This is a genomic window from Neobacillus sp. MER 74, from assembly GCF_023714155.1.
On the sequence record NZ_JAMAUV010000017.1, the window covers coordinates 49,800 to 75,068 of the forward strand.

Annotated in this window: 24 protein-coding genes; 15 read left to right on the forward strand and 9 right to left on the reverse strand. The window is 37.7% G+C overall.

Translation table 11 applies throughout. The features are described 5' to 3' along the window. Nucleotides 1-36 precede the first annotated feature (36 nt). Entirely contained in the window at nucleotides 37-513 is a 477-nt protein-coding gene (locus M3610_RS21260) for a hypothetical protein (protein ID WP_251462294.1), read from the reverse strand. A 196-nt stretch (nucleotides 514-709) separates the two neighbouring features. Between M3610_RS21260 and M3610_RS21265 the strand changes: the two genes are divergently transcribed. Continuing rightward, nucleotides 710-4,117 (forward strand): hypothetical protein, encoded by a 3,408-nt coding sequence (locus M3610_RS21265; RefSeq protein ID WP_251462296.1) that lies wholly within the window; start codon nucleotides 710-712, stop codon nucleotides 4,115-4,117. A 123-nt stretch (nucleotides 4,118-4,240) separates the two neighbouring features. Here M3610_RS21265 and M3610_RS21270 read toward each other — a convergent pair whose 3' ends face one another. Beyond that, the gene (locus M3610_RS21270; RefSeq protein ID WP_251462298.1) at nucleotides 4,241-4,444 is read right to left on the reverse strand and encodes a hypothetical protein; all 204 of its coding nucleotides are present in this window, start codon (nucleotides 4,442-4,444) and stop codon (nucleotides 4,241-4,243) included. 29 nt (nucleotides 4,445-4,473) lie between these two features. On the opposite strand from M3610_RS21270, the gene M3610_RS21275 reads away from it, so the two are divergent. Next, a complete protein-coding gene (locus M3610_RS21275; RefSeq protein WP_251462299.1) occupies nucleotides 4,474-5,634 on the forward strand; it encodes a cation:proton antiporter in 1,161 nt (386 codons plus the stop codon). A gap of 65 nt (nucleotides 5,635-5,699) precedes the next feature. On the opposite strand, the gene M3610_RS21280 is transcribed toward M3610_RS21275, so the two are convergent. The 3 genes from M3610_RS21280 to M3610_RS21290 all read right to left on the reverse strand — a co-directional run bounded on the left by M3610_RS21280 (nucleotide 5,700) and on the right by M3610_RS21290 (nucleotide 7,704). Beyond that, nucleotides 5,700-7,166 carry a cbb3-type cytochrome c oxidase subunit I gene (locus M3610_RS21280; RefSeq protein WP_251462301.1) on the reverse strand — a complete coding sequence of 489 codons (1,467 nt, stop codon included), beginning with the start codon at nucleotides 7,164-7,166 and terminating at the stop codon, nucleotides 5,700-5,702. A 1-nt stretch (nucleotide 7,167) separates the two neighbouring features. Continuing rightward, complete coding sequence (locus tag M3610_RS21285; protein ID WP_251462304.1) at nucleotides 7,168-7,404, reverse strand: cupredoxin domain-containing protein; 237 nt, start codon at nucleotides 7,402-7,404, stop codon at nucleotides 7,168-7,170. 69 nt (nucleotides 7,405-7,473) lie between these two features. Beyond that, complete coding sequence (locus M3610_RS21290; protein WP_251462307.1) at nucleotides 7,474-7,704, reverse strand: hypothetical protein; 231 nt, start codon at nucleotides 7,702-7,704, stop codon at nucleotides 7,474-7,476. 251 nt (nucleotides 7,705-7,955) lie between these two features. Between M3610_RS21290 and M3610_RS28070 the strand changes: the two genes are divergently transcribed. The 10 genes from M3610_RS28070 to M3610_RS21335 all read left to right on the forward strand — a co-directional run bounded on the left by M3610_RS28070 (nucleotide 7,956) and on the right by M3610_RS21335 (nucleotide 17,648). Continuing rightward, on the forward strand, nucleotides 7,956-8,084 hold the full coding sequence (locus M3610_RS28070; protein WP_285851426.1) for a hypothetical protein: 129 nt from the start codon (nucleotides 7,956-7,958) through the stop codon (nucleotides 8,082-8,084). A gap of 244 nt (nucleotides 8,085-8,328) precedes the next feature. Beyond that, the gene (locus M3610_RS21295; protein WP_396953667.1) at nucleotides 8,329-9,327 is read left to right on the forward strand and encodes an ABC transporter substrate-binding protein; all 999 of its coding nucleotides are present in this window, start codon (nucleotides 8,329-8,331) and stop codon (nucleotides 9,325-9,327) included. A gap of 108 nt (nucleotides 9,328-9,435) precedes the next feature. After that, a complete protein-coding gene (locus M3610_RS21300; RefSeq protein ID WP_098574971.1) occupies nucleotides 9,436-10,458 on the forward strand; it encodes an ABC transporter permease in 1,023 nt (340 codons plus the stop codon). Further along, the gene (locus M3610_RS21305; RefSeq protein WP_098574970.1) at nucleotides 10,442-11,236 is read left to right on the forward strand and encodes an ABC transporter ATP-binding protein; all 795 of its coding nucleotides are present in this window, start codon (nucleotides 10,442-10,444) and stop codon (nucleotides 11,234-11,236) included. Before M3610_RS21300 ends, M3610_RS21305 begins: the two co-directional genes overlap by 17 nt. Before the next feature lie 242 nt (nucleotides 11,237-11,478). Continuing rightward, complete coding sequence (gene hppD / locus M3610_RS21310) at nucleotides 11,479-12,594, forward strand: 4-hydroxyphenylpyruvate dioxygenase (RefSeq protein WP_251462310.1); 1,116 nt, start codon at nucleotides 11,479-11,481, stop codon at nucleotides 12,592-12,594. Nucleotides 12,595-12,680: 86 nt separating this feature from the next. Continuing rightward, entirely contained in the window at nucleotides 12,681-13,292 is a 612-nt protein-coding gene (locus M3610_RS21315) for a flavin reductase family protein (RefSeq protein ID WP_098574968.1), read from the forward strand. 16 nt (nucleotides 13,293-13,308) lie between these two features. Next, nucleotides 13,309-14,235, forward strand: a complete 927-nt coding sequence (locus M3610_RS21320; protein ID WP_251462313.1) for a fumarylacetoacetate hydrolase family protein — start codon at nucleotides 13,309-13,311, stop codon at nucleotides 14,233-14,235. A gap of 4 nt (nucleotides 14,236-14,239) precedes the next feature. Further along, nucleotides 14,240-15,397, forward strand: a complete 1,158-nt coding sequence (locus M3610_RS21325; RefSeq protein WP_251462316.1) for a homogentisate 1,2-dioxygenase — start codon at nucleotides 14,240-14,242, stop codon at nucleotides 15,395-15,397. Nucleotides 15,398-15,509: 112 nt separating this feature from the next. Further along, nucleotides 15,510-16,124, forward strand: a complete 615-nt coding sequence (locus M3610_RS21330; protein ID WP_098574965.1) for an NUDIX hydrolase — start codon at nucleotides 15,510-15,512, stop codon at nucleotides 16,122-16,124. Between the two features lie 162 nt (nucleotides 16,125-16,286). After that, entirely contained in the window at nucleotides 16,287-17,648 is a 1,362-nt protein-coding gene (locus tag M3610_RS21335; RefSeq protein ID WP_251462320.1) for an aspartate kinase, read from the forward strand. A 42-nt stretch (nucleotides 17,649-17,690) separates the two neighbouring features. Here the strand turns inward: M3610_RS21335 and M3610_RS21340 are convergent, their stop codons facing one another. After that, on the reverse strand, nucleotides 17,691-18,266 hold the full coding sequence (locus M3610_RS21340; RefSeq protein ID WP_251462323.1) for a DUF2238 domain-containing protein: 576 nt from the start codon (nucleotides 18,264-18,266) through the stop codon (nucleotides 17,691-17,693). 14 nt (nucleotides 18,267-18,280) lie between these two features. After that, nucleotides 18,281-18,853: a DUF2238 domain-containing protein gene (locus M3610_RS21345; RefSeq protein ID WP_251462326.1), complete on the reverse strand. Its 573-nt coding sequence runs from the start codon at nucleotides 18,851-18,853 to the stop codon at nucleotides 18,281-18,283. 163 nt (nucleotides 18,854-19,016) lie between these two features. Here M3610_RS21345 and M3610_RS21350 point away from each other — a divergent pair, with 163 nt between their 5' ends. Next, a complete protein-coding gene (locus M3610_RS21350) occupies nucleotides 19,017-19,634 on the forward strand; it encodes a GntR family transcriptional regulator (RefSeq protein WP_098574961.1) in 618 nt (205 codons plus the stop codon). Between the two features lie 512 nt (nucleotides 19,635-20,146). Here the strand turns inward: M3610_RS21350 and M3610_RS21355 are convergent. Continuing rightward, nucleotides 20,147-21,706: an ABC transporter permease/substrate-binding protein gene (locus tag M3610_RS21355; protein WP_251462329.1), complete on the reverse strand. Its 1,560-nt coding sequence runs from the start codon at nucleotides 21,704-21,706 to the stop codon at nucleotides 20,147-20,149. Continuing rightward, entirely contained in the window at nucleotides 21,706-22,830 is a 1,125-nt protein-coding gene (locus M3610_RS21360; RefSeq protein WP_251462332.1) for an ABC transporter ATP-binding protein, read from the reverse strand. Before M3610_RS21360 ends, M3610_RS21355 begins: the two co-directional genes overlap by 1 nt. Nucleotides 22,831-23,004: 174 nt before the next feature. Between M3610_RS21360 and M3610_RS21365 the strand changes: the two genes are divergently transcribed. Both M3610_RS21365 and M3610_RS21370 read left to right on the forward strand, forming a co-directional pair. After that, entirely contained in the window at nucleotides 23,005-23,676 is a 672-nt protein-coding gene (locus M3610_RS21365) for a response regulator transcription factor (RefSeq protein ID WP_251462336.1), read from the forward strand. A gap of 3 nt (nucleotides 23,677-23,679) precedes the next feature. Next, entirely contained in the window at nucleotides 23,680-25,065 is a 1,386-nt protein-coding gene (locus tag M3610_RS21370; protein WP_311315846.1) for a sensor histidine kinase, read from the forward strand. Nucleotides 25,066-25,269: the final 204 nt, after the last annotated feature.

Here is a 25,269-nt window from a genome sequence, read left to right on the forward strand (position 1 = left end):
AATGGCGGTGCACATGCACCGCCATGTTTCATTCCATTACTGCTTAGAAAAACCTTCCTCTTTTAAAAACATCTCAGCTTCCTCATAGGTATCAAAGGTTGCATCCAGGTTTAACCCGTAATAGATATTCCAGGATTCATTTTCTTCCACTAGAATTAGAACATTATTTTCACTATCTACCCAACGCTCCTCTTTTGAATCTCCAATAATCGCTTCTTCTGCAGCTGTTTTTTCTACTGGAGATAGGGATTGAATCGATTGTTTTAACAATTTACGGAGTTGGTCTTCGGAGTAATCACGGATATTGACCATTCCTTTTTCATCCGAATCATAATTGTCCAACTGACCAGCATAAATAAACCCATTCCCGTTTGGGTGTAAGTGATAAACAATGTTTTTCTTATCTGAGACACTGCCTTCGAACTGAAAATTGACTCGTCCTAGTGAAACATTTTTTCGTTCCAATTCAGGAAATGATTCGATAATCGCTAATTTTTCATTATATGTAAGCATAGTTTCCTCCGTCTATTTAAGTAAATCCTCTTACATCATACAGATATTTTACCCAAAGGTAAAATTTTTTACGAAAGGACGCCTATGAATACGTTTTTTTGAATATGTATTGGAAAATATTCATAAATGGTGTAAAATTACACCATGAAGAAAAAATGGTATAATTTACATTTTTGTATGATTGTGGGGAGATTTTATGGATTTGAATACACGAGAAGAGCATCGGAAAATTTTTAGAAAAGAGTTATACACATTAAAAGAGGAGGGGTACCTTTCCAATGAAATAGTCGACATAGTTTCAAGAGCACATCACCAATATCATTTAGATTTAATTGAAATGGAGACAAAGCCTCCTATAAATGAAAAAAACGTACAAGTCCATTCGCAAGTGCCAAAAAAACCTTCGAAAGTGATGAAGACACGAACACCAGAAGAGATTCGTGAAAGAAATATTACGTGGTTATTAAACATCGGAGTAATCTTCTTACTTATCGGAGGATTGTTTGTTGCTACAAGTAATTGGGAATCTATGACAAATTTCATGAAAAGTGGGTCCATTGCAATTGTTGCTATCTTATTTTATGGAATTGCCTTTCTAACGAAAAAAATATTAAAAATAGAAAAAACTGCTTTTGCCTTTAGTGTCTTAGGTAGTTTGTTTTTACCAATATTTATTCTCTCTTTGGGATGGTTTGGTCTATTGGGATCCTATTTATCAATTTATGGGGAAGGGCGTTATTTACTCGGAATGCTTGGCAGCTTGCTGCCAGTTATTGTTTACTATTTTTTTGCAAAAAACTTAGCATCAAGATTATTTGTTTGGTTCGCCTTTGTTTCGGTATCTCTAGGAATGGCCTTTCTTTTAGCTAGCTTCCATCTGAAAATTGATTTCTTCTACCTGGGTATGATGATTTTCAATGCCATCTTCATTTTTATTTATCATAAGTTAAAGAATAGGGAATCAATCAAACTTTTCACGAAGGAATTTATCCCGTATGTCCAAGTGAATCTCGTTTTGTGTACACTATTTATGCTTTTTCTCTATGATAACAAGGTTTTATACAGCTTCAATTTGCTATTAACAGCGATTATATATTTATCAATGATGTATGTGAGCGGCAGAAAGGAATATCATTTCATTTTTAGTATCATGATTGTTTACGGTGCTTATCAGTTAATTGAGCACAGTTTCCTGGATTCTTTTGGGGCGATCATTTATGCTCTGGTCGGATTTGGAATGGTCTTTGTTCCAAGGGCTTTGAATAACCAGTTTTCATTAAATAAAGCATTTCAATATACCAGTTCAATAATATCCGGAATGGCATTTATTTATATTAGTCTCGAAGGAATTCTCCTGCGTGCAGGGAATCCGTCGTTAGTTCTTATGCTCGCTTATTTTATCATTGCAGCTAACTTTGTTTATTTGTCCCAGCACGGTTCAAGAAGGTTATTTCCGTATTTAAGCGCTGTTTTTGCAGCCTCCAGCATTTATGAAATTATTGCATTACTAAGCCAGCCTTTTGATGCAATAAATTTAGCTCTACAATTATCTATTACAGGGTTTATCCTATTTAGTATATTAGGTATTGCGCAACTTTCAATGCACGTAAAGAACATTCAGACTGCCTCCAGAGATGTTGGGTTATCGGTCATGGTACTTGCTATAATGATGGCTATTTCGTTGTTATTATGGTGGGAATTAGGTGTTCTCTTATGCCTACTTATGGTTGCTTCCTATTTAGTTTATAAGAGAGAAGCAAGGATTTTCCTAAAGGAAGCTGCTGTATGGATTACTCCTAGTTTACTTGGTCTATCCATCGCTGCTTTTGGAGAAGAAATTAATAGTAATTTTTCTTTTTATCTTAGAGAATTTGGGTATGGAGTTAATTTTGCTATCGCAGCCTTCCTTGTTTTATTATCTAGTTTTGTGTGGAGAGCTGTAGGGGAAAAGAGGTTGGATAAAATCTCTTTGTATACATCCCATGCACTTTATACTGTGGCCATCCTCCAAGCATTGTTTAATCACATAAACCATGTTTGGGTTCAACCGCTTATTTTGTTAGTTGGAATTGGAATGTATTATTATTTGTATAAAAAGCATGGTACGAAGTGGGTTCCTTTTTTAGTAAGTATTACGGCACTGATTTCCTATTTTTCAATCATCCAGGCGATTATGCTATCCTTTACTTTAAGTCATACCATACATTCTTTAATTACTTCTACTAGTGCAGTGATCATTCTGGTGATCGCCTATCTCTTACGGAAAAATGATTTGAACCTATCATTTGCGTTTGGGTGGGTAGGACACAGCATTTATCCACTGACGCTATTATTCACATGGTTCGCATTTCAGACAGACGCTATTTACAGCTTTATCTTGGCGTTGTTTGTCTATGCAATGAGCACAAAGTTGATGACTGTCGAATGGAAAATTAAAGCCTTTCTTTATGGGAGTTTTACTTCCGTATTCTTTATAGTTTCATCTAGCCAAGAGCTAATAATTAATCAATCTTTTGGAAACTATGAGTTTGTGTTTACTAGTGCGCTACTTCTCTTGTTTGTTTTCTTCACAAACGATGAATATAAAAAACGGACTGCTTACTATTTAGTCCCTTATTCAATAATTGGAATTGTGTTAACGTTGATTACTTATCCGTTTGATTTGCTTCCATATCTTGTTACGCTTGCCTATGCTTTAGGAACAGTGGTTTATTTGCATAAAATCCACTGGGATGTTTTAGGAATTGTTCCGTTATTTTTAGTATTTATTGCTACAGTAGAATTTATTTATATGGGGGACATAGGTGATATTGCTAGACAGCTAGTCACTGGAGTGGCAGGAATTGTCCTTTCGATAATAGGCCAATTGGTTTACAAACAGCTAGTTGAATATGGACAAAAAATTCAGCAAATAAAATTAGATGGTTTTACACTAGTTTCATTCATGTTTTTTAGTCTTATGTATATGTTCGAGGATCCATTTATCTGGAGTAGTGCAATACCGGGTGTGTTGATCGCCATTTCTTTTTTTCTGCAAAGAAAAAGAGTGCCTGAAAGGTTATCGGTCCTAATGACCATACTTGGAGGAGCCTATTTATTACAACCATATTATTCAATCATAGCTAAACTTAATATTCCAGCATTATGGGAGCGGGAAGTAATTGTTCTTCCCTTTATAATATTGATAATTTTCATTCGACGTTGTTTAAAGGGGCGATATGCGGAAATAACAAAAGCTGTCCAATGGGGGGTCCTGCTCGTCGTTTCATTATTATTAATTCAAGATGGTTTGGCGAGCAACACAATTTATGATGCAATCATTGTCGGGACACTTTCCTTGTTGTCGTTGATGGCAGGAATGTTCTTACAAATTAAATCATATTTCTTTGTAGGAGTTGGCGTTTTATTATTAAACGTATTCCTGCAAACAAGACCGTACTGGGGGAATATGCCGTGGTGGTTCTATTTATTAATTGCGGGCCTAATCTTAATTACGGTTGCCAGCTTTAATGAATGGAATAAACAAAAAGCGAATAAAGGAGAAACCACTATTATTATGATTCTTAAGGAAAAGGTAATGAGTACAATGAAAAAGTGGGATTGAATATTAATATAAATAATGTTATAATGTGATTAATAAAATAACTGTTGTATCTGGAGGAGCCTGTCACCAAGGGATTACTATGTCCCGTGGTTGACGGGCTTTTTTGTATTCAAAAAGGGTCTGTTAAAACACAGACCCTTTTATTTTTTTCTGTGTTAAACTTGTCTGTTGATTTGCGTTCCAGGCACTTCGCTTTCCGCGGGCGTTGCGGGGAGCCTCCTCGGCGCTTTCAGCGCCTGCGGGGTCTCCCCTGCCCCGTACTCCCGCAGGAGTCTTCGTGCCTTCCACTCCAATCAACGTGACAAAATCAACATTATTCTTTAACACAGCCATTTTTTAAAAGGAGTAGTGATTGGATGGAATTAATTTTAGAATTGGCGATTATTTTATTTGCCTCAAAGATTGCTGGTGATATTAGTGTTAAATTAGGCCAGCCTTCAGTTTTAGGAAAGCTATTAATTGGGGTTATTATCGGACCTGCGGTCTTGGGGTTAATTTCAGAAACGAAAACCATTGCAGACCTAAGCCAAATTGGTGTGATCTTGTTAATGTTTATCGCCGGGCTGGAGACTGATATCCATGAATTTAGACGGACTTGGAAGGCATCAACCTTTGTAGGGATCAGTGGAATCATTGTTCCTTTATTGGCTGGTTATCTGACGGGGATTTTGCTGAATATGTCAACCATCGAAGCATTATTTTTAGGATTATTACTATCTGCAACTAGTGTAAGTATTTCTGTTCAAGCATTGAAAGAGTTAAATATGATTCAATCTAAAGAAGGGACAACAATTTTAGGTGCAGCAGTTATTGATGATGTTCTTGTGATCATTGCTTTAGCTTTCCTCATGAGTATGGCTGGAGACGAAGTGAATTTAAATATGATGATTATGAAAAAGGTCCTCTTTTTCACGGTTGCTATTTTAGTAGCCTGGAAGATTGTACCATGGCTTTTAAAGAAATTTGCTCCACTAAAGGTTACAGAATCACTTGTCACAGGTGCATTAATTATTTGTTTCTTGTTTTCTTTTGCTGCAGAATTAACAGGTGTTGCGGGCATTATTGGTGCCTATATCGCTGGGGTTGCGATTGGTCAGACAGATTATAAACATAAAATATTTAAGAAAGTGGAGACCATTAGTTATTCTATTTTCGTTCCAGTATTTTTCACTTCGATTGGTTTGTCAGTAAGTTTTGATGGAATCTCTCAACATTTGGGGCTTATGTTGGGGCTTAGTATCCTTGCGATTTTAACCAAATTAATTGGTGCAGCAGCAGGTGCAAAAATCGCACGCTTTTCTTGGAAGAACTCCCTAGGAATCGGTGCAGCCATGGTTTCACGTGGAGAGGTTGCGTTAATTATTGCCACAATAGGTTTAGAGAGTAAATTAATCACAGAGGAACTTTTTGCTGTATTAGTAGTTGTTGTACTAGTGACAACCATTGTTACACCACCGATGATGAAGTTCTTTTTCAACCAAAGTAGTAAACGAACAACCATGAAAAACACCGCATGATATAAATAGAAACTTATTAATAGACTAATAAAATCCAGCCAAGTTTGCTTTGGCTGGATTTTTACTTATGATACCGATTTTAATGAATTAGTCTCAGAGTTCTTACCTAAAGTTCTTAAACCAATAATAAATCTTATGGTAAAAATGACTACAGCGATGATAATTAAGACCCCGCACAGTGCTCCAACTTGATCCGCTCCTGTCCACTCTGGTAAGTGTTCAGCCCAGCGACGCGGGGTACTTATTTTTCCAGCATAAAGGAAGGAGCCTGCTAAACCCGTAAAGAAGAAAAAATAGGTAGAGATAGCCAAATTATCGATTCCCTTTTGCTTTTGTGTTCCTTCCGTTTTTGTGAAATAGTACATAAAACCGAAGATCATCGCAATAACACCCATTCCCATGTACGTGTGGAAATGGCCTGGCACCCATTTTGTATTGTGCATCACATGGTTCACTACGATTGTGGCATCAATAATCGCAGGTACTGCACCAGCGACCCAGCCGAACATTGCTAGAAACATCATACTTGAAGCAAAGTCCCATTTAACAGCCGATCGGAACACAATCATCAATGCTCCATATGCAGTGACAACCATGACTGGTAAACCATTCGCATAAGAAAATATTTGACCGATAATTAACATCCATCTTGGGACTGCAAAATCCATTAACAAATGGTGTGTATAAATCATTAAAGTAAACAGAGTGGAAAAATTCCATGCAATTAGGAAGGCTTTATTGGATTTCCAGGGACGTCCAGTATATTCAGAGAGCACTTCATAGACGGCGATAACTGCCATATAAATGGTGCAATTAGCAAAAATATGGCCAAATGCATAGGTTAAATGTTTTGCGAGCATTGGATCGAAGGTGAACTTTGGATTAATTATATTAACAATTGATTCAACTATGGCTGTAGCACCTGCTAAGATTCCAGTGGAGTTAGCGATAATGACCATCGTTGTGGCAACAACAGCAGCAGGTGGTCCATATCCCTTTTTGCCCCTGAAAATATAATCCCAGCCTAGTGATTTACCTAGACCGCCATATTCTTTGATCAGCCTTGCTGCTAAATAAAAATACATGACCAAATAGCCAATGCCTAACAGTAACAGCCCAAATAAAAAGAATAGTGCACCTGCTGATCCATTTAGTTTTGCTGAGGCAGATGGAAGGGGATAAAGGAATGTCCAACCATCAGAAAAATTAAAAACAAAAATAGCGGCAAGTATCATAACCACACCAATCAAAGATAAGATGAGGTTGGTAAAGAAAACCTTTGAATTCAAATGAATATATTTCGATAAATAATACCACATGATGGCGCTTCCGCCCAGTGCGGAGATACCGATCATTCCTGTTCCGTGAATGGTCATTACTTTATAAAACAATTGAGGAGAAATTTTTACGACATTTCCTTGATTTAATAACATCATCACTCCGAAAACCATCATGAAAACCAGAACCACAGAGGTGACCATCAATGAAAATGCAACGCCTTTTTTAATCTGTTTCCGAGCTTTACTTTCCATATTAATTACCTCCCTTTGGCTTGACAACAATGTCTTTAATCATGACATGGTGGCCAGTGCTGCAATATTCTAAACACATAATTTTATACGTTCCCGGTTTTTTAAATGTAATAGAGACAATATTTGTATAGTCGGGCATCGCTTGAGTTTGTGCGATCAAATGCAGTTTTTCATCATACAGCCCAAACCCATGGGTGACATCTTTACTTGTAACACGAAACTGGACAGGCTCCCCCACAGTAAAGTTTTCATTACTTAATTCCCAGGCAAACTGTATCCCACTAACCTCAACAACCTTGCCATTTTCTTATGCCTGTACGTGCTGGTCGTGGTAAGGTAGTTTGCTTAGTGAAATTGCAGAAGCAAATCCCATAATGGCTAGTAATCCAAGAAAATAAAATTTACGAATTTTATAGCCTTTTTCCTGAATAGATCCATACTCTTTTAGTTTTCTCGATTCCCCGTACACAAACGAAAATGCTAGTGCGATAAGGAATACGAAAAATAATGTAGCGTACCACGCAATAGATTGGTACATAGTAAACCCTCCCATAAAAAAATAATCAAACAAGCAGTCCCCCAACCGCTTGTTTCATTTCATTTTCCATTGTAAACACCTTTTTATGAGAAATTAGTGAAAAATATCATACTTTCACTAGGGTATCTATCATAAGTATTAGCCCTTTTTTATTTTTTTTGAGATTAATTGAAAAGGTACCCCCATTATTTACATTGATGTTGTCGAATGATTTATCAAATAATAACAAACTAACATTCAGGAGGTTAGAAATGGGTACTGTACTAATCGACATAGACAAATTACTAGAAGCAACGTCAAATCTAACATCTGAGAAAAATAATAATATTGTTAATAAAGTTGAAATCGACCTTTTACTTGAAAATACTCGAGATTGGTAAAAATAATATTTTTCAAAAGATAATTTTTAAAATGCCTTCATTTAACATGGAGGCATTTTATTTTTTGCAGAAAGAAATCGGTTATTAATAATAGGAAAGAATAGAATTCCATTTATGTTGCTTTAAAGCGAAAAAATATTTTTGCGATATCTATTGATTTTCCTTCAAAAAGATACTAGAATAATTTTTAATATATTAAATTTTTTGAAAATTAATATTTTAGTATTTGAGGGGGATTTAGCTAGTGAAGAAAAAAGGAAAAGTATTTTCAATTGCTTTAGCAGGAATGATGCTGCTTGCAGGGTGTGGAAGTAAAGAATCCGCAGGCGGAACTGAAAAAGGGGGAACAGATAAGGAATTCAAAGTAGGTATTACCCAATTTGCACCACACCCATCTTTAGATGCAGCGACAGAGGGTTTTAAAAAGGCTCTAAAAGATAAAGGAATTAAAGTTAGCTTTGATGAACAAAACGCTCAAGCAGACATGAACAACACGCAAACAATTGCGAATAATTTTGTCGGAGACAAAGTGGATTTAATCTTTGCTAATGCTACACCTAGTGCAACGGCTGCATTGAATGCTACCAAAGATATTCCGATTATCTTCACTTCAGTAACAGACCCAGTGGGTGCTGGATTGGTAGAGGCTTTTGATAAACCAGGCAAAAACATTACTGGAACAACAGATAACCATCCAGAAGCAACGAAAAAGACAATCAGCTTTATTACAGACGAAGTGAAAGCGAAAAATGTTGGGGTCATCTATAACTCAGGGGAACAAAATTCAGTTGTTCAGGTGGAAGAAGTTGAAAAGATTGTTAAAGAGAAGGGTGCTAAGCTAGTAAAAGTATCTGTTTCTACTACAGCAGAAGTGAAGCAAGCCTCAGAATCATTAGTTGGACGCGTTGATGCCATCTACATTCCTACTGATAATACTGTTGTTACTGCACTTGACTCAGTTATTGCCGTTGCAAATAGTAAGAAAATCCCGTTGTTCGTTGGTGAACTAGATTCTATGAAAAAAGGCGCGGTTGCTGCGAGTGGATTTAGTTATTACGATCTTGGCTATCAATCTGGTATTATGGCAGCTGACATTTTAAGCGGCAAAAAGAAAGCATCTGAAATTCCTGTTGAACTTCCTAACAGCTTAAAGCTTGTAATTAACAAGAAGGCTGCTGAAGATCAAGGTTTAAAAGTCAATGATGCTTGGAGTAGTTTAGGTGAGTTCTACGAAGGTAAATAAATAATATTTTTCAATGAGGAGCCTTCATTTAGAAGGCTGCCTCTTTGTCACTACATAAAATTTTGCATCTAAGACGGATGCTTAATGATTAAAGAAAGGATGATCTCAATGTTTACAGCCATATTTGGATCATTTGAAGCAGGTATCATCTACGCGATTATGGCACTGGGCGTATATCTTTCCTTTCGTATTCTGGATTTTCCGGATTTAACGGTTGATGGGAGTTTTGTCACTGGGGCAGCAATTTCAGCGGTAATGATTGCGAATGGTACCGATCCATTTTTAGCCACAATTATGGCATTATTTGCAGGTTTTGCAGCAGGATGTTTGACAGGACTTCTGCACACATTTGGAAAGATTAACAACTTGCTTTCCGGTATTTTAATGATGATTGCACTTTATTCAATAAATCTGAGAATTATGGGACGTTCCAATATCCCTTTATTAAATACAGATACAGCTTTTACGAAAATCAGTGGATTTTTTGAAAAGACAGGAATTGATTCATTCTTCAATAATATTCTTTCCATGGTCGGTCTCGGTGACAGCCTGCCGGAAACATGGGGAATTCTTCTTTTTATGATTATCGTTACATTTGTGATTAAATTCCTGACGGATTTGTTCCTAAGGACGGAAATTGGTCTTGCTGTTAGAGCAACTGGAGATAATAAACGTATGATTCGCAGCCTTTCTGCTAATACCAATCTTCTTGTTGTGTTTGGCTTAGGTTTATCTAATGCATTAGTAGCATTTTCAGGTGCTCTGATTGCCCAACAAGGTGGATTTGCAGACGTAGGTATGGGAATCGGGATGATTGTGATTGGCCTAGCTTCCGTTATTATTGGTGAAGCCCTTTTTGGTACAAAAACAATCGCTCGGACAACACTTGCTGTGATTGGCGGTTCCATTATTTATCGAATCGTTGTAACGTTAGCCTTGCGTGTAGATTTCTTAGACCCAGGTGATATGAAGCTGATTACTGCACTTATTGTTATTATTGCACTTACTGCTCCGAAAATCATTGAAGGTTCTAAGGAGAAGAAGCGTAAAGCCCGACGTAGATCAGAGCGAAGGAATATCATCCAGGCGAATGCTTCAGCGAAGGGGGACAATCATGCTACACTTAAATGAAATTCATAAGATTTTTAATGAAGGGACTCCGGATGAAAAAATCGCCATCGATCATGTGAATCTGAACCTTCAGCCTGGGGATTTTGTCACTGTTATTGGAAGTAACGGTGCGGGGAAATCTACACTAATGAATATCATTTCCGGTGTATTGATCCCAGATGTCGGTGAGGTTCAAATAAACGGGAAAAATGTTACCAATATGTCAGAGTACAAACGTTCAAAAATGATTGGCCGTGTCTTTCAGGACCCAATGGCAGGAACGGCTCCAAGTATGACAATTGAGGAAAATCTTGCGATGGCGTATTCACGTAACAAAATGAGAACCCTTCGCCAAGGGGTAACTAAAAAGCGCCGTGATTATTTTCGTGAGGTATTGGAATCATTGCATTTAGGACTCGAAAACCGGCTTAGTGCCAAGGTGGGGCTATTATCAGGTGGAGAACGCCAAGCATTATCCTTATTAATGGCAACTTTCACAGAACCATCCATCCTCCTTCTTGATGAACACACAGCGGCACTTGATCCGTCAAGAGCGGAATTAATTACAAATTTGACGAGAGAAATCGTCGACAAATACAAACTGACTACCTTAATGGTGACACATAATATGCAGCAAGCGATTGATTTAGGAAATCGTTTAATTATGATGGATAAGGGGCAGATTATTTTAGAAGTCAGTGAGGAAAATAAGAAACAGCTGACAATTGAAAGTTTATTAACAGAGTTTAAACGGATCCGTGGTGAACATATGGCAAGCGATCGGGCGATTCTTTCCTAATCGAAAAAAATTTTTTGAATGTCTATTCTACTAATGAACAATATTTCCACTATGATTAAATTAGAAACTTCCCTAAACGGGTAAGTTTCTTTTTGCATTTTCGGGAAATAACGCAAAAATTATCCTGTTTTCTTTAGCACCAAAAAGCGTTATTGCTTTACACCCTATCCTTGATAGGACAAGATTCTTTGAATTAGAATTAATTCTGAATATTATTACATTTGGTTAATGGGGGTTTCTAAATGAAAGAAAATAGAGTAAGAGCAGACCAATTAGCTAATGACTTCTTTCCGGTTCGAGACGTGGATTATATTGAGATTTACACAGGTAATGCCAAACAAGCATGTCACTTTTTCTGTACAGCATTTGGTTTTGAACCAGTAGCATATTCGGGTCTTGAAACGGGCAATCGTGAAACCGCTTCCTACTGCTTGAAGCAGCGGAATATTCGTCTCCTGCTTACAGGTTCTTATAGTGAGGATGGGTCAGTAGCGCAATTTGTTAAGAAACATGGTGACGGTGTGAAGGATATAGCACTCTTAGTTGATAATGTTGAAAAAGCTTTTGAAGAGGCTGTGAATCGAGGCGCGATTGCCATTACGGCCCCATTTGAAATGAGCGATGAATCAGGGATGGTTAAAAAAGCCGTTCTAGGTACATATGGGGACACAATCCATACGTTAATAGAACGCAAAAATTATCAGGGTGTGTTCTTACCTGGATTCGAACCATATTCAGCGGAATTACCGGTGAAAGATGCGGGTTTAATTGGGATTGACCATGTCGTTGGGAATGTTGAGCGCATGGAGGAATGGGTAGAGTATTATGCTAAGGTAATGGGCTTTAAAGAAATGAAACATTTCTCTGACAAGGACATTACCACAGAATACTCTGCACTTATGTCAAAAGTTATGCATAACGGAGGACGGATCAAGTTTCCAATCAATGAACCTGCGGTAGGGAAACGAAAATCACAAATTCAGGAATTTCTAGAATTTTATAATGGGCCTGGTGTACAGCATTTAGCAATCCTAACTGAAGATATTGTCTCAACAGTAGCTATATTAAAGCAAAATGGAGTGGAATTCCTAAAAACTCCTGATACTTATTATGAATCCTTAGGTGAACGGATTGGAAAAATTGATGAAGAAATAGAAAAGTTGCGTGAGTTAAATATTTTAGTAGACAGGGATGATGAGGGGTATTTACTGCAGATTTTCTCTAAACCAATTGTTGACCGTCCAACATTATTTATTGAAGTTATTCAACGAAAAGGGGCACGTGGTTTTGGGGAAGGAAACTTTAAGGCATTATTTGAGTCGATTGAGCGGGAGCAGGAAAGACGAGGAAATTTATAATGAATAGAGACTAATAGTTTAGAAGGGCTAAAGGGAGAGTGATCTCTCCCTTATTTAAAGCTCTACTAAGTGAGGTGATAAATGTAATGGAGATTTCCCCGAAAACACTGGAATGGAGAGAGGCGTATAAATTATTAGTTGGGTCCATTCTCCCCCGTCCAATAGCTTTTGTTTCTACAGTGGATGAGAAGGGGACTGCTAATGCGGCACCATTTAGTTTTTTCACGGCCATTTGTGCGGACCCTATGCTCATTTGTTTTTCACCAATGAGAAGAGGAACAGATGGAGCTAAAAAAGATACGCTTGTAAACATTGAAAGCACAGGTCAATTTGTCATTAATATTGTTAGTAACAGTTTGGCGGAGCAAATGAATGATTGTGCAATTGAATTTAGTCCGGATGTCGACGAAATGATGGAAGTGGGTTTAACGAAAGAACCTAGTATCAAGGTCAAGGTGCCGCGCATTAAAGAATCCCTTGTCCACCTAGAATGTGAACTAGAACAAGTATTGCATTTTGGTGAAAAGCCTGGGGCAGGAAGTCTAGTAATTGGAAAAGTAGTGCATGTCCATGTAACCGATGAACTGTTTGATAAGGGACGGATTGACTCTGCGAAACTAATGCCGATAGGAAGAATGGCAGGAAACATCTTTACAGACCCCTTAGCAAAAATGTTTGAAATGAAGAGAAAAACCTAGAAAAAAGGTGAATGTTGTGAAATTCGTAACCTTCGAAAAAAAGGATGGGACAAATAGGGCAGGATGGTTATTGGATCAGGAACATGTGGTTGATATGCATGAAGCATCAGGTGGAATGCTGCCTAGTAATCTCTTGGATTTTCTAGAAAATAGTATGGCAAATCTAGAAAAAGTGTCCAGTTTCTCATTTACAAAGGAGCAAAAAGGAGTGTATCCATTAAGAGAGTTCCGTTTAAAGGCGCCGCTGCCATACCCAAGGAGCTTTCGTGATTTTTATGCATTTGAACAGCATGTAAAACAAGCAAGGGAAAATAGGGGTCTTGGAATGATTCCAGAATGGTACGAAAACCCTGTCTTTTATTTCTCAAATCATCTTGCTATTAAAGGACCAGGAGACGCCATTGTTAAGCCAAAAGAGTGTAACTGGCTTGATTATGAGCTTGAGATTGCCTGCATCATTGGTAAAGAAGGCAGAAATATTTCTGCAGAACAAGCGGATGAGCATATTTTTGGCTACTGTATATTAAATGATTGGAGCGCAAGAGACCTGCAAAGGAAAGAAATGAAAGTTGGCCTTGGTCCTGCTAAGGGGAAGGATTTCTCCACTTCGATAGGACCATGGATTGTTACAAAGGATGAGTTTGAACCATTAAAAGCAGGAAAAGGCTTTGATCTTACCATGAAAGCTACTGTAAATGGATGCCTTCTTTCCGAAGGAAATATGAAAGACTTATTTTATTCCTTTGGAGAGATGATTGAGAGGGCTTCGGCAGGTGTTACCTTATACCCTGGTGAGATGATTGGTTCAGGAACTGTCGGATCTGGATGTATTCTTGAACTTGGTGAACAAGTTCATCGTTGGTTAAAACCTGGTGATCGAGTTAAATTAGAAATTGATCATCTTGGCGTGTTACAGAATGAGATAATCGCTGAAGAGAGGTGAAAACATGTATTACCGGCAAATGGGGAGGATACCGCACAAACGGCATACGATGTTTAAAAAGGCAGATGGGAGCCTATTCCGAGAGCAAGTAATGGGGACACGGGGGTTTTCTGGAACCCAATCGATTTTGTATCATCAATATATGCCAACAGAAGTGGTGAGAGCGGAATTAGTTAGAGATTATTTGCCAGAATATGAGAACCAGCAGGCACTCAAACACCGTCATTTTTTTACCAGTAAAGTTTCAACCAAAGGTGATGGCCTCCATGCTAGGGAGTATATTTTGGGGAATCAGGATTTATTAATTGGAACAGCCCATGTAACTGCACCGATGACAAGCTTTTATCGGAATGGTGATGGAGATGAAATGCTCTATGTCCATTATGGGACGGGAAAACTGGAAACGATGTTCGGGACCCTTTCATACCAGCCGGGAGATTATCTAATTATTCCGATTGGGACCATATACCGTGTTATACCAAACGAAAATGAAGAGACAAAAATGCTGTTTGTTGAATCCTTCAGCCAAATCACCACACCAAGACGGTACCGAAATGAATATGGCCAGCTATTAGAACATAGCCCATTTTGTGAAAGGGACCTTCGTGGCCCGGAAGAACTGACGGCATTTGATAAAAAGGGTGAATTTGAGGTCTTAACAAAATCAAGAGGGAAGATAACCTCGCATATTTTAGGACATCATCCCCTTGACGTAGTGGGCTGGGATGGATATTTATATCCTTGGGCTTTTAATATCAAAGATTTTGAACCAATCACCGGGAGAGTCCACCAGCCGCCGCCAGTCCATCAAACTTTTGAAGGGAATAATTTTGTTGTCTGTTCATTTGTTCCGAGACTCTATGACTACCATCCAGAGTCCATACCGGCGCCATATTATCATAGCAATGTGAACAGCGACGAACTTCTCTATTATGTGGAGGGTAATTTTATGAGTCGTAAAGGAGTACAGGAAGGTTCCATTACGCTCCATCCAGGCGGTATCCCTCATGGGCCGCATCCTGGGAAAACAGAAGCAAGTATTGGAAAAAAGGAAACGTTAGAACTTGCCGTTATGATTGACACCTTCCATCCTTTAAAAATCGTAAAAACCGCACAAGAAATTGAGGATGTTAATTATATGTATTCATGGTATGAGAAATAGGAATAAATTAATTAGCGAACAATCCAATAAATTAAATTGGATTGTTTTTTATCTTTAGGTAAAAAGTGGTATTGTAATATTAAGTTATTTGAAAATGAAATGAGGTGAAGTCATGGAGTTGGAACCAATACTATCTAAATTAAAAAACCACACACCAAAGATCCTTGGCAGTGAAAAGTTTTCAAAATATGCTGTTATGGTCCCACTCATTGAAAAAGAAGACGGGGTCCACGTTTTGTTAGAAGTTCGTTCCCTGGAACTTAGAAGGCAGCCCGGTGAAATTTGTTTTCCAGGGGGGAGGATTGATGCCCAGGATTCCGACGAAAAAGCAGCCGCTATCCGTGAAACTGTTGAAGAATTATGTGTCAGCAAGGAGAGTATATCAAATGTACTCCCATTGGATTTTATGATTTCACCTTTTGGAATGATAATCTATCCTTTTGTTGGCTACATTAAAACACCTAATCCAATTGTTCCTAACCCTTCAGAAGTTGGTGAGATTTTTACCGTGCCGCTATCATTTTTAATAAAAAATGAACCAGAGATTTATCGTATAGAATTTAAGGCAGAACCCGAGGTGAATTTTCCCTTTGACCTTATTGTTGGGGGAGAAAATTATAATTGGCGGACACGTGGGGTTGAGGAGTATTTCTACCGTTATGATGGAAAAGTGATTTGGGGGCTTACGGCCAAGATTCTTGCCCATTTTATTGATTTACTTCGTTAGTTTTAGTTCCGAAAAAAAGAGTGGATTTCTAGCCAAGATCCACTCTTTTTTTGATTGTACGCCAAGGGTGAACAAATGTCTTTCTATAAAAGAAAAAGCTTGATTATTTTCTGAATATGATTAAAATTAAGATTATATTTTTAGAATTAGGGAGATGTAGGGATGAAGGTCGTAAAGTTTGGTGGGTCCTCACTAGCATCAGGAAAACAACTGGAGAAGGTATTTAAAATTGTAGTTTCAGACCCCGAAAGAAAAGTGGTTGTCGTTTCTGCCCCCGGGAAAAGGTTTGCAGAGGATGATAAGGTAACAGATTTATTGATTGAATGTGGAGAACTTTGTTTACAAAATAAAGACCCAAGAGAACCATTTGAGGCAGTCCTTGAAAGATACTGCTCAATCGCAGAAGAATTATCACTGTCACATGACATTATTATCGAAATTCAAGAAGATTTAGCAAATCGGCTGAGTGCAGATAAAACAAAACCTGATCGTTTTCTGGATTTGTTAAAAGCAAGTGGTGAGGATAACAACGCCAAATTGGTGGCTGCCTATTTCCGTAAGCAGGGCGTAGAAGCTTCTTACATAGACCCGAAAGAAGCGGGGCTGCTTGTCAGTGATGAGCCTGGTAACGCTCAGGTGCTGCCAGAAGCTTATAATCAATTATATTTGTTGAACGAACGAAAGGGGATCCTAATATTTCCAGGTTTCTTTGGTTATAGCAGGCAAGGTGAGGTGTTTACCTTTTCACGGAGCGGCTCCGACATTACTGGATCCATCTTAGCCAATGCCCTTAAAGCTGACCTTTATGAGAATTTTACTGATGTCGATGCAGTGTATTCCGTCAATCCCTTCATTGTAAAAAGTCCGAAAGAAATAAAAGAACTGACTTACCGGGAAATGCGTGAACTTTCATATGCGGGATTTACTGTATTACATGATGAAGCACTTGTCCCGGCGTTCAGAGCAGGAATTCCTGTACACATCAAAAATACAAATAATCCAAGTGCACCTGGAACAAAGATTGTCTATGAACGAGACAACACAAATGGACCAGTGATTGGTATTGCCAGTGACCAAGGATTTTGTAGTATATACGTAAGCAAATACCTAATGAATAGAGAGATAGGCTTTGGACGGAAGCTATTAAGTATCTTAGAAGACTTCGGATTATCTTATGAGCATACCCCTTCAGGCATTGATGATGTTTCCGTCATCCTTCGAGAAAATCAAATGGATGCGGAAATGGAGAAGGCGATTAAGGAACGGATTGAAACAGAACTTCATACTGATCAAGTAAAGATTGAGCATAGTCTTGCACTTATAATGGTGGTTGGCGAGGGAATGCGCCATAATGTTGGGACCATGTCAAGAGCTTCCAAGGCACTGGCGAAAGCTCATATCAATATTGAAATGATTAACCAAGGGTCGTCAGAAGTTAGTATGATGTTCGGGGTAAAAGAAGTAGATGAAAAGAGAGCGGTTCAAGCACTTTATGAGGAATTTTTTGTGGCAGTTACGGTTTAATATCAATATTTTAAAAGGTACGTCCAACGACGTACCTTTTTATTACAGGTTTTTTAACTTTTTCCGAGTACGGATTCCGGCAAGTACTGCAATAATCAACCCCCCAATTGTATCAGCAATTAAATCGGTCATTGTATCTTTATTTCCCCCGCCTTGCAAGGTCATATCGAAAAATTGGTCGGAGCTAAATTCATAAATTTCCCATAATACGCCACCGAGTGCCGCAAAGGATAACGTAAATAAAAACACAAACCATGGCGAAATCTTATCCCCAGCATTTCGATGAATCAAACGTTCATATAAAGCAATCCCGGAAAATGCGAGAATGGCTCCACTGACCAAATGCATAAAGGTATCCCACCAACCGAGACCATACCAGCCTAGGATTGAGCCTAGGTATTGTGAACCAACTAAGAAAATTAAATAGGAAATGACAATTGGTAAATTGAATTGTAGTTTGGTGAATAATGCTAATAATAACGGAATCGCACCGCATACAATACCGCCAATTGCGACTGAGCCTTCAAAGGATTCTCCCTTTGTATAGTAATAGACCGCTAAAACTGCCATGAAAAGGACATAAATGGCACTTAAAGTGATGACAAGTTTTCGATTCAACAAAATGCACCTCTTTAAACTTTTGGTTTTCGAAAATAGGCGTAAATGGCAATTAAGAGTCCTCCGGAAAACCCACACAACAGGTCATACATCGTATCTTTATTTCCCCCAAGCTGCATGATGTGAGTGAAAGTTTGATCCCCTGCAAACTCATAAATCTCCCAAAGTACACTTGCTAGGACAGAAAGGGATAGAACGAAAATTGAAATAATCCAATGTGAGGTATCCTTTCTTACTTGTTCAGGTATCATTAATTTATATAATGTTATGCCAACACAAGCGACATATACACCTTTATAAAAATGTATGGTCGAATCCCACCATCTATATTTAAGATAAAAATCCCCTATAGTCCCTAAATACGTGGTACAAAAGATAAATAGATAAAACCCAACGATGCTTGGCAGGTTAAATGGTATGTTTTTCTTAAAAATCAGCAGCATGGGCAACGCGCACACGATTATCCCTCCGAGGGCTACTTGCCATTTTGAAGGCTGCCCTTTAACAAGGAAAAAAATAAATAAGACAATCATAAATAACACAAATATACTACCTAGAAGAATAAGTATTTTCCGTTTCAATGACACACCTCATTAATCATCGTTCATTACAATTATATCCAATAAAAATAATTGAAATCACTCCGATAATTTTGTATTGAAAACTCGCATAGGCACATACAAAAGAGTATATTGGAGAGGTAGCACAATGTAGGAATAGACCAAGATAAAGATGGTTGCGGAGGATATTATGCAAAAGGCACAAATACCAACTTACGAGCGAATTGCGATAGATTTAGCAAATAGAATATATGATGGGAAATTTAAGGTGGGAGAAAAAATTCACGGGAGATCAACATTAGCCAGTGAATATAAGGTTTCTCCTGAAACTATCCGAAGAGCTATAAAAATTTTGGAAGATGTTGAGATAGTCCACTCCACAAAAGGCAGTGGAATTGTTATTTCTTCTCGGGAGAATGCTTATAAATATATTCAACGGTTTTCAAACCTTGCAAGCATCAAAGATCTTGAGAAGCAAATGAACTCCCTCATTTCCGAAAGAGACAAGCTCGATGAACAGCTCTTTGATACGCTCCGAAAAATTATGGACTATTCAGGAAAGCTTCGTCATACGAACCCACTTGCACCCATCGAAGTAGAGGTAGTTTCGGATTGTATACATATTGGCAAAACTATTTCGGAAGTGAAGTTTTGGCAAAATACTGGGGGAACTGTTATCGGGATGAAACGAAAGGGAGAATTAATTATTTCACCAGGCCCCTATGCCGTAATACAAGAAGGGGATGTCCTCCTTGTCATAGGTGCTGATGAAACATATGACCGAGTCCTTCATTTTATGGCAGAGTAAGAAGGGATTGAAAGATGCAAAAAAGCCGGCTTTTTAGGTAAAGGGTCCCGTTTTGTAGTGCTTAATGACTCGTTCTAAATAGAGTAACCAGCAAAGGAAAAATAAGAGGAGATTTTCCGGTTAAATGCAGAATGGCGCTCGTTTCGGGGGAAATAAGGGGAGATTTTCCGTTTATGCAAAGCAAAATCTCCCATTTTCACGTTTTTTGAGTAAATAGGGGGAATTTCTCCGTCTATTTACCCCCTTTTTTAATAATAATTACGAATTAAGCGGAAAATTTCCGTCTATTTATCAGCTCGGGTACTTAACCCGATGCCCAAACAGATAAGTGCGGACCCTCAATAATGATGTCAATTGCTATTTCAAATTTAAGAAAGCTTTAGTAGTAGGAACTTCATAAATAAAGAAAAAGACGCATGCTAATGCATACGTCAATTCTTGTGTCTTTTTATTAAGAAAGCACCCGTAAACGGAACCTTTTATTTTTGAGGACCAGCTTTTTCTTAAATGCACTATTTTTCTAATAATCCTTCACTTTCTAAAAATTCCTTTGCGACTTTGGCTGGTGACTGTTTAAGGCTGTCGACCTTATAGTTCAGTTTTCGCATTTTTTCATCAGTTAACTTACCAGCCAAGGAATTTATCACTTTTCTAAGTTCTGGATGTTCCTTTAACGTTTCTTCTTTTAACATCGGTACCGCATAATAAGGAGGGAAAAAGTTCTTATCATCCTCTAATACCTTTAAGTGGAACGCTTCAAGTAAACCATCCGTTGAAAAGGCATCGATGACATCACTCTTATGGTTGGCTAATGCCGTGTAGCGCAATCCGCCGTCAACGGGTTTTACCTCTTTAAATTTCATATTATACGTTTTTGTCAGTCCGATTAATCCATCCTCACGATTTGGAAATTCGATAGTCGGACCCATGGTTAATTGATTGCTTACCTTAGCTAAATCAGAGATTGTCTTCAAACCATATTCTTTAGCGGTATCTTGACGAACAGCTAAGGCGTAAGTGTTATTAAATCCAATCGGTTTTAACAATTCAAAACCATACTTTTGCTTGAATTCCTTCTGGACAATATTGTAGACTTTGTCCGGATTACTTTGGGGCGGCTGATTTAAAATATTCACTAACCCTGTCCCGGTATACTCAACATACATATCAATATCCCCATTTTTAAGGGCGCTGAAGGCCACCTGACTGCCGCCAAGATTTAATTTTCTCTCTACTTGTATATCAGTCTTATTTTCTATTAAATCTGCAAGCATATTCCCTAATATTAGTTGTTCACTAAAATTTTTAGAACCGATCACAATTTTATCCTCTGCGTTCACTTTTGAATAAACTGTAAATGCACCGGCAATGATGATGACAATACTTGCAAAACTAATCATCATTTTTTTAGTGGTTTTCCCGGTCTTTTTTGCTGAAGATTGTTTGCTAGTATAGGAAAGTGAGGATTCTAGTTTTCCTACGATAAAATCGATAACTAGGGCAAGAATACAGGCGGGAATCGCTCCTGCTAAAATCATATAATTATCGACCGTTTGTACACCAGAGAAAACGAGATATCCTAGTCCGCCAGCACCAATGAAGGCAGCGATTGTCATTAATCCAACAGCGGTAACCGCTGAAATTCTGATACCCGCCATAATCATCGGGAAGGCTAGTGGTAACTGAACCTTTCTCATCGTTTGACTCTTGGTCAGACCGATACCTCTGGCGGCTTCCAGAATATCTCCATCAATATTCGTTAGACCTGTATACGTGTTTTTGACAATAGGAAGCAATGAATAAAGAACGACCATAATAATCGCTGGGGTACTGCCAATCCCAACGAATGGAATAAGAAATCCAAGTAAGGCCAAACTAGGTACTGCTTGAATCACATTGGTTGTTCCTATTATCGGTTTTGCAAGTTTTTGCTCTCGAGAGATTAATATACCGAGTGGGATCCCGATAATAATTGCTACTAGGACAGAAATTACGCTTAAGTAAAGATGCTGGCCCAGTAGACTGAATACTTGCTCATAGTTAGTGGTTAAATAGTTCATAAATCCACTCATTAAAAGGCCACCTCCAAATCAATTAACTGGCTGCTTAGTGCAGAAAGAATACTACTTCTAGTTATAAGTCCAATCAGCTGTTTATGACTGTTCACAACCGGCACATAACCAATTTTATGCTCATTCATTGTGGCTAAAACTGATATCAAATTGGCATCCTGTGAAACCGAAAGGACATTTTGTTCCATTACCTTTTCGATTGAGATTGTTCGATTGAGCAATTGGATGCTCTTTAATGTCACTAAACCTTTTAGGACATTATGTTTATCAGTAACCATTAGGCTATCGACTTTTTGGTCCTTCATTATTTCAATCGCCTGTAGCACTGTGCGCATGGAGGTGATCTTCACAGGATTAGGAATCATAATATCCTCAGCCATTAATAATTCAGGATTGTTCCAAACCCGTCTTTTACCAATAAAGTCTTCGACAAAGTCATTGGCAGGATTCTTTAAAATATTTTCAGGGGTATCATATTGAAGTATATCCCCGTCTTTTAAAATACAAATCTTATCTGCTATTTTAATAGCTTCGTCCATATCATGGGTAACAAAGATAATCGTTTTGTTAAGTTCCTTTTGCATTTGGAAGAGTTCATCTTGAAGCGAACTTCTTGTGACAGGATCTAACGCACTAAATGGTTCATCCATTAAAATGATATCGGAGTTGGTTGAAAAAGCTCTTGCAACCCCAATTCTTTGCTGCTGACCACCACTTAATTCCTTTGGAAAGCGATGTAAGAATTCTTTCGGGTCTAATCCAACCAATTCAAGCAGTTCTCCAGTTTTCTTCGCTATGGAATCAGGATCTTCTCCTTTAAGTTTGGGAATCAACTCTAAATTTTCTTTAATAGACATATGAGGAAACAATCCCGTATTTTGAATCACATAACCAATATTCCTACGCAGCTCAATCGGATTCATGGTCGAAATATCCGCCCCATCTACAAAAATTTGCCCAGACGTTGGCTGAATCAATTTATTAATCATTTTCAACAATGTCGTTTTTCCGCATCCGCTTGGTCCAATAAAAACAACCAGCTGGCCAGCTTCGATATCTAACGAAAAAGGTTTAATAATTGTCTTTGATCGATATTTTTTAACAATATTCTTAAACTCTATCAATTTTTCTTCCTCCTTTGACAATAAAAATGAACCGGTCGTCAATGTGACAACTTAATACTAACACATAAGTTGTTACTTTGTCTAATTCATCACAATTTTGCTTCTTTCCAATTAATGAGCCATTAAGTACAATGAGGTGAGGAATATAGCGCTATGGAGTAAGCAGGTGATAGGATGAAAACAATTTTAATTGTTGATGATGATGAATATATCCGCAATCTTGTAATAAGTTTGCTGATGAGAGAAGGATTTAAAACAATTGCAGCGGAAAATGGGAGCACAGCACTTGAACTTTTAAATAAAGAGGATTGTGATTTAGCGATCGTAGATATCATGATGCCCGTCATGAATGGTTACCTCTTAACAACTGAAATCCGAAAAGAGTATGATATTCCGATTATCTTATTAACGGCAAAAAGCCAGATTGAAGATAAGGAAAAGGGATTTGAATCCGGCACGGATGATTACTTAATTAAACCGTTTGAACCCAAAGAATTAATATTTAGGGTCAATGCCCTTTTAAGAAGATATGGAAAATCTGGGGAAGCGAATATTAAGATTGGGACCTTATTCATAAACAAAAAAAGCTATGAGGTTAAAATGAATAACAAGACCTTTATGCTTCCGTTAAAGGAATTTGAACTTTTATCTTTTCTTGCTACGCATCCTAATCAAGTGTTTAGCCGCGGTCACTTGATTGAAAGAATATGGGGTCTTCATTTTGAAGGAGATGAAAGAACCGTGGATGTTCATATCAAACGGTTACGCGAAAGGTTTGCGAATATTGCAGAGGATTTTATCATCAAAACGATTAGAGGGGTAGGATATTCCCTGGAGGTTCTTTAACTAATGATCATGAAATCTTTGTATAGTAAATTCGCCTTTATTACGATTATGATTATGGTTGTCAGTGGAATTATTTCTTTTTTTCTTTCCAATGCTTATTACCAATTCAAATTAAAACAGCAAAATGATGAAAAAATCATGAATTTTGCCATTGAAATAGCTGACTTTGCTAGTAAGCACCCTTTGATTAGTCTCCAGGACTATTTTGACCATATCGGTACGATTGGTTACCAAATACTTTTAGTCAATAAAGAGGGGGACAAGAATTATTTCGGATCGTCGTTTAGAGTAAAGAACTTACCAGCAAATATTCCAGGAAAAGTTTTAGATGGAGAGGTTTATCATGGGATTCGCAATTTTCCTCATAAAACCTTTGTAACTGGATTTTTTGCCAATGAATTAAAAAACTCAGTCGGTGTCCCATTTGAGTATAAGGGTGAAGAATACGCCATTTTTATCAGGCCAGATATTAAGCTTATGTTTAACGAGATGCATATTCTTTTTGGCTGGCTGCTAATCATTTCAATTTTATTAAGCGTAATATTGGTTCTTATTAGTACCAAATATTTAGTCAAGCCGATAAGAAAGCTAAATTTCGCAACGAGAGCAATTGCGGAAGGAAATTTTTCAATCAAGTTGGATATTACCCGAAGCGATGAACTTGGAAATTTAGCAGTTAGTTTTACTAGGATGACAGAAAAATTAGCACAAGTAGATTCGTTAAGAAAAGAACTAATTTCTAACATATCTCATGATATCCAATCACCACTAACCAATATAAAAGGGTATTTAAACTTATTGGAAAACAGCGGCAAAAGGGAGCAAGAAGAACAACAATATTTACGCGTGGTTCAATTCGAGGTAGACCGACTCTCCAGGATGACCAAACAGTTATTACTTCTATCCACAATTGAGAGTAAAAAGGATTTAATGGAAGTTAGTAGCGTAGATATAGCTGAACAGCTCAAAGCTGTTATTCACCAATACGAATGGAGCACCCTGGAAAAAGGAATAATGATGAGTTACTCACTCTCTGATGCCAGGGTTAAAGGGGACCCAGCATTACTATATTCTGTCTGGGAAAATCTGCTGACGAATGCGATTAAGTATAATCGTGAAAATGGTACGATTGATATTGAATTGACTGAAGCGGATAAAGAAGTTTTAGTAGTTATTAAAGATTCTGGTGTGGGATTAAGTCAGAAGGATCTCAGCAGAATCTTTGACCGTTTTTACCGGGCGGATGCCTCTAGAGCACGTTCAGTTGAGGGAACAGGTTTAGGCCTGTCAATCGTCCAATCCATTATTGATTTGCACCATGGAAAAATTGATTTAGAAAGCATAGAAGGAACAGGGACTACTTTTACTGTGCACCTTCCTAAATTGTAAAGTAACGTTCATCTTCCGTTCATATTCGAACAGTATTCTGTTTGTGAAATGAAAGGGAAGGTGAATTTTTTATGTACTTGAGTTAATTTCATAATTGTTTTTTTGAATTATTAGGCTGACCGAATTATCAAATGCAATTTTTTATAAAATTAGGCAGCCAATTTCATTTCTCTCATTTGCTTGTTGATTCGATCTACAGCCAGT